6 protein-coding genes are annotated in these 4,130 nt (G+C 68.5%); 5 read left to right on the forward strand and 1 reads right to left on the reverse strand.

All coding sequences use genetic code 11. The features are described 5' to 3' along the window. Positions 1–1,089, reverse strand: a 1,089-nt coding sequence (locus tag K8V11_RS08415) for an esterase family protein (RefSeq protein ID WP_303912700.1), incomplete at its 3' end; no start/stop codon positions are given. A gap of 164 nt (positions 1,090–1,253) precedes the next feature. Here K8V11_RS08415 and K8V11_RS08420 point away from each other — a divergent pair. The 5 genes from K8V11_RS08420 to K8V11_RS08440 form a co-directional block, all read left to right on the forward strand. After that, positions 1,254–1,817 carry a sugar O-acetyltransferase gene (locus K8V11_RS08420; protein WP_303912703.1) on the forward strand — a complete coding sequence of 188 codons (564 nt, stop codon included), beginning with the start codon at positions 1,254–1,256 and terminating at the stop codon, positions 1,815–1,817. A gap of 158 nt (positions 1,818–1,975) precedes the next feature. Further along, positions 1,976–2,524: a methylated-DNA--[protein]-cysteine S-methyltransferase gene (locus K8V11_RS08425; RefSeq protein WP_303912707.1), complete on the forward strand. Its 549-nt coding sequence runs from the start codon at positions 1,976–1,978 to the stop codon at positions 2,522–2,524. Between the two features lie 12 nt (positions 2,525–2,536). Then, entirely contained in the window at positions 2,537–3,031 is a 495-nt protein-coding gene (locus K8V11_RS08430) for an RNA polymerase sigma factor (RefSeq protein WP_303912710.1), read from the forward strand. Positions 3,032–3,033: 2 nt separating this feature from the next. Then, complete coding sequence (locus K8V11_RS08435; RefSeq protein WP_303912713.1) at positions 3,034–3,636, forward strand: methylated-DNA--[protein]-cysteine S-methyltransferase; 603 nt, start codon at positions 3,034–3,036, stop codon at positions 3,634–3,636. Continuing rightward, the coding region (locus K8V11_RS08440; protein WP_303912716.1) for an alpha-ketoglutarate-dependent dioxygenase AlkB at positions 3,633–4,130 on the forward strand (498 nt) is incomplete at its 3' end. The genes K8V11_RS08435 and K8V11_RS08440, both read left to right, overlap by 4 nt.

Genomic DNA, 4,130 nt, shown 5'->3' on the forward strand with positions numbered 1-4,130 from the left:
AGCCCGCGTCCCGATAGTCGGCTCCTGCTGCGGGGACATCGCGAGGAAATTCGGGTACAGCTCGGGGTGGGCCAGCGCGAGCTGTACCGCGCAGGTCCCGCCGAAGGAGTATCCGGCGACGGCCCACTGGCTGTGGTCGGTCGAGGCCTGCAGGTTCTTGTCGATCCAGTTGGGCACGTCCTGCGACAGGTAGGTGTCGGCGTTGCCGCGAGGCGAATCGACACACAGGGTGTTGCCGAGGCGATCGGCGATGGGGTCGGCGACGACCACGATCGGCGCGATGCCGTTGTTGTCCGCTGCGAAAGAATTCATCACCTGCGGCATCTGCAGGGACGTCGTCCAGTCCTCCGGCGAACCGGGCTCGCCTGCCATCGCGACGACGACCGGCAGCTCCGGCCGCGGTTCGGCGAAGTACGCCGGCGGCAGGTAGACCTTCGCCGTGCGCGCCGGGAAGTGCGAGAGCGCGCCGGGGATCGCCACGTCGGTCACGACGCCCTCGGTCGGCCGCTCCCCCGAGGGCGTGGACCAGTCCGCGGGCAGCGCCTGAGCGATCGTCTCTCCCGGCCCCGCCGCCACGGTCTTGTCACGCGGGGCGAGGGCGGTCGCCGGGTCCTCGGTGTCGAAACCGTCGACACCGAACAGCGCGCCCGCGTTCGGATACGCGGCGAACTGCACGTTCACCAGAGCCGCAGAACCGATTACGAGGATGACGCCGCACACCACCGCGCCCAACGAGCGCAGCGCCATCTTCTTCCTCGTCCGCGCGCCGCGGCGCCCGACGGCCGCGACCGCGAGGGCGATGCCCGCCACCCCGCAGCCGATCACGGCCCACGTCGCCAGCGGCAACACGTCCGGATAGGGCTTCCACACGTCCTCGACGACGATGCGCGCGATCATCGTGAGCACCGCACCGATGGTCACGGCGGCGAGGGCGCGCAGCAGACCGCGGCGTGGCCGGGCCGGGGAATGTGCGAAGGTCGCCAGCGCCACGAGGGCGAGGGCCGCGATGATCATGGCGATGCCCGCGACTCCCGCGGGCACTGCCCCGTCGAGGCTCACCGCCGTCAACAAGTGATCTATCCAAGTCACGACCGACCGAGCCTTTTCTGCGTATCCGGATCTGACGGTTCACCCCAAGTATTCACGAAAGGAAAGCTATAACCGTTCGCTGTGCGTTGACTGGGAGCACATGGGGAACTCGCCGAGGGGTTGGTGCGAGGCGTTCGCGCCGATTTGCGGGCAATATCGAGGCCATGGGCGAACTCGAGAAAATGCGTAGCGGCGAGTGGTACGAGCCGGGCGATTCCGAGCTGGATGCGGCTCGGCGGCGGTGCCAGGAGCTGCTGGCGCGGTTCAACACTCCGTGGGCGCAGCCCGAAGAGTGCCGCGAGGTGCTCGGCGAGCTGCTCGGCAGCGTCGGCGAGGGTGCACAGCTGATGCCGACACTGCGCGCCGACTACGGGTTTAATATCCACCTCGGCCGCGACGTGTTCATCAACTACGACCTCGTCGCGCTCGACTGCGCCGAGATTTCCATCGGCGACGGCACGCTTCTCGGTCCGCGCTGCCAGCTACTCACCCCGGTGCATCCGGTCGACGACGTGGCGTTTCGCCGCAGCGGCGCCGAGCGTGCCGATCCGATCGTGCTCGAGGAGAACGTATGGCTCGGCGGCGGCGTGATCGTCAACCCCGGCGTTCGGATCGGCGCGGGTTCGGTCGTCGGTTCGGGGTCTGTCGTCAGCCGTGACATCCCTGCGGGCGTGTTCGCGGCAGGCTCTCCTGCACGCGTGGTGCGCGAGCTGCAGACCGGCACGTAGAGCCGGGGGCGCAGGGCTGAGCCGGAGAAAATCTCGGGGCACGACCTCACACTCAGGGCCTGGGAGACGACTACCAGGTAGTGGACCCCGGCAATGGCTCGCGTGCCGTAACTTCGTGCACCGAGGGCCGCACAGGAAAAAGAGAGGAGATGGGGCGAATGGACGAAAACGCCACCGGCGCCGGTGCCGACGTCGCGCGGCGGCGGTTCGGGATTATCTCCTCGCCCGTCGGCGAACTCCAGGTGGTCGCCGACGGGGACGCGCTGTGCGGCCTCTATTTCATGCCGCACCAGTACCCGCCGTCGCCCGAGTCCATCGGTCCGCAGGTGCCCGTCGCAGAGGACCCAGTGCTTGCCGCCGCGGCCGAGGAGCTCGCCGAATATTTTGCCGGGGAGCGTACCCACTTCTCCGTACCTGTGACGACGGACGGCGACGCCTTCTCAGAGTCCGTGTGGAAGCTTCTGCGAGAAATCCCGTTCGGCGAAACCTGCACGTACGCCAACCTCGCGGTGCGCCTCGGTAACAAGCATCTCGCACAGCGCGTGGGCCAGGCCGTCGGACACAACCCCATCAGCATCATCGTCCCCTGCCACCGGGTCATCGGCGCGGACGGCTCGCTCACCGGCTTCGCAGGCGGACTGGACCGCAAGCGGTTCCTGTTGTCCCTGGAAGAGCCGGCGCCCGAAGCGGCCGGGCGACTGTTCTAGGCGCGGGGGACCATGCAGACACGATTCGACGCACTCGTCCGGGAGCACGGTCCCACGGTGCTGCGTGTGTGCCGCTCCCTCCTCGGCCCCGGCGCCGATGCCGAGGACGCCTGGTCGGAAACGTTTCTCGCAGCACTGCGCGCATGGGACACCCTCGGAGCCGAACCCGATCAGGTCAATCACCAGGCCTGGCTGGTCCGCGTGGCGAAGAACAAGTGCGTCGACACCGCGCGCTCGACCGCACGCCGGCCCTCCCCGGTGGCCGACGTTCCCGAGCAACCGGCCGGACCGTCCGCGACCGGCGCCGGTACGCACGAGATCTGGGAGCAGGTCGCGGCGCTACCGGACAAACAACGCCTCGCGGTGGCGCTGCATTTTCTCGGTGGTCTCACGCATGCCGAGACCGCGGAGCTCACCGGCTCCACACCGCCTGCCGTGCGCCGAGCCAGCGCGGATGGTATCGCCGCGCTGCGCAATACGCTGCTGCGCGAGGAAGGAACGACCTAGTGATGGACACGAATTCGCTTTCTAATGACGCCTTCGACATCCCGGACCGCGAGATCGAACGGCTCTCCACGCGCCTCGGCGCTGCCGCCGATTCGGCGGGTCTTCTGGACGTCGCCTACACCGAAGTCGACTCTCCCGTCGGTGCGCTCATTCTCGCTGCCACCGAGCGAGGGCTGGTCAAGGTCGCCTTCGACTCCACCCCGCTCGATCAGGTTCTCGACGAGCTCGCCGCCACCGTAGGCACTCGGCTGATGCGCGCCCCGTCCCGCTTCGACGACGCGGCGCGCCAGCTAGGCGAGTACTTCTCCGGATCGCGGCGTGAGTTCGCCCTTCCTCTGGACTGGCGGCTCGCGTCCGGTTTCCGGCTCGACGTCCAGCGTTATCTTCCGCAGATCACATATGGCTCCACGGCCAGCTACGCCGAAGTCGCCCAAGGTGTCGGGAACCCGAGGGCGGTTCGGGCCGTCGGAACGGCGTGCGCGAAGAATCCGCTGCCCATCGTGGTGCCCTGCCACCGCGTCGTCCGCAGCGACGGGACGTTGGGAAACTACGCCGGTGGCCCGGAGGTCAAGCGGGAACTCCTCGAGCTGGAGGCGCCGCGATGAGCCCGGCAGGCACCACCGGACCGCTGTTCGGCCCCGAGGCCCTCGGCCGGCCACGCCGCGAGGTCGCCCCGGGAGCCTTCTGGATCCCGGACTGGCTTACCGTCCCCCAGCAGGCGTGGATCGTGCGAGCCGCGCGCGAGCTCGGACGCGGCCCCGTCCCCTATCACTCGGCGAAGATCGGTAACGGGCAGATGAGCGTGAGCACGCTTTCCCTCGGCTGGCACTGGTACCCCTACGGATACAGCCGCTACGCGGTCGACGTGAACGGTCGTCGCGTCGCCGACGTGCCCAAGTGGCTTGTGCGTCTCGGCCACCGCGCCATCGAAGAGGTCACGGGCAGCCACGCCGAAGGGGCAGCCCACACGATCGACGCCGCACTGCTCAACTTCTACGACACCAGCGCCCGCATGGGCATGCACATCGACGGCGAAGAATCCTCCGACGCCCCGATAATCTCGCTGTCCATCGGCGATACCTGCACGTTCCGCTTCGGC

The sequence above is a fragment of the Dietzia timorensis genome (genome assembly GCF_020742175.1).
Lineage (GTDB): Bacteria > Actinomycetota > Actinomycetes > Mycobacteriales > Mycobacteriaceae > Dietzia > Dietzia timorensis_A.

What these genes read in the sequence shown, in the direction of transcription:
- K8V11_RS08420 (WP_303912703.1), top strand. Translation starts at nt 1,254, where the DNA reads ATGGGCGAACTCGAGAAAATGCGTAGCGGCGAGTGGTACGAGCCGGGC.
- K8V11_RS08425 (WP_303912707.1), top strand. Translation starts at nt 1,976, where the DNA reads ATGGACGAAAACGCCACCGGCGCCGGTGCCGACGTCGCGCGGCGGCGG.
- K8V11_RS08430 (WP_303912710.1), top strand. Translation starts at nt 2,537, where the DNA reads ATGCAGACACGATTCGACGCACTCGTCCGGGAGCACGGTCCCACGGTG.
- K8V11_RS08435 (WP_303912713.1), top strand. Translation starts at nt 3,034, where the DNA reads ATGGACACGAATTCGCTTTCTAATGACGCCTTCGACATCCCGGACCGC.